This window comes from Streptomyces sp. SID4985, from assembly GCF_009863025.1.
In the GTDB taxonomy this organism is placed as follows: domain Bacteria; phylum Actinomycetota; class Actinomycetes; order Streptomycetales; family Streptomycetaceae; genus Streptomyces.
This window is the reverse complement of record NZ_WWIR01000379.1, coordinates 1-825: the sequence shown is the minus strand read 5'-3', so window position 1 is coordinate 825 and position 825 is coordinate 1. Positions and strand designations below refer to the sequence as shown.

At 70.2% G+C, this 825-nt stretch carries 1 protein-coding gene and 1 pseudogene; one reads left to right on the top strand and one right to left on the bottom strand.

All coding sequences use genetic code 11. The features are described 5' to 3' along the window. On the bottom strand, nt 1–392 hold a 392-nt coding region (locus tag GTW40_RS15890), incomplete at its 3' end, for an inorganic diphosphatase (protein WP_343245714.1). A 124-nt stretch (nt 393–516) separates the two neighbouring features. Here GTW40_RS15890 and GTW40_RS15885 point away from each other — a divergent pair. Continuing rightward, a pseudogene (locus GTW40_RS15885) lies at nt 517–825 on the top strand (D-alanyl-D-alanine carboxypeptidase); the annotation flags it as partial.

Here is an 825-nt window from a genome sequence, read left to right as displayed (position 1 = left end):
GGCTCCAGGTCCTTGTAGACCTCGAAGAAGTGCTGGATCTCCAGGCGGTCGAACTCCGACACGTGGTGGATGTCGCGCAGGTGCTCCACCCGCGGGTCGGTCGCCGGGACGCACAGCAGCTTGTCGTCGCCGCCGGCCTCGTCCGTCATCCGGAACATGCCGATCGCGCGGCACTTGATGAGGCAGCCCGGGAAGGTGGGCTCGTCCAGGATGACCAGCGCGTCCAGCGGGTCACCGTCCTCGCCGAGAGTGTTCTCGACGAAGCCGTAGTCGGTCGGGTAGGCGGTCGAGGTGAAGAGGCGACGGTCCAGGCGGATCCGACCGGTCTCGTGGTCCACCTCGTACTTGTTCCGCGAACCCTTCGGGATCTCGATCGTGACGTCGAACTCCACCGGTGGCTCCTCCATGATCAGGACATAGTTCTGGTGGTTAAGTGTCCCTCACGCAGGAGTGTGATCGCGAAAGGGGCTGGTGGTCGTGCCGGAGCTGAGACCTTGGCGAGCCGTAGGACCGCAGGTGGCACGGCTCGCGAACACCCTGCGGGCCCCTCTGGCGCGTGCCACGGCGACCGTACGACCGCGGATCGCACGGTTGACGGACGCCGTACGGACCGCGGCACCCCGCCCGGCCCGGACGCCGCACGCCCGGACCCTGCGGTACACCGCGGGCGCCGCCACCGCGGGACTCGCGCTGGCCGCCGGAGCGGTGGCCCTCGCCGGTCCCTGGGACGCCACCGGTCAGCGTACGGCCGAGCGGGACCGGGCAGTCGCCCTGGAGCTGCCGGGTGGCGCAGATCACGGCGGTACGGCCGTCTCCGCGGGCGGT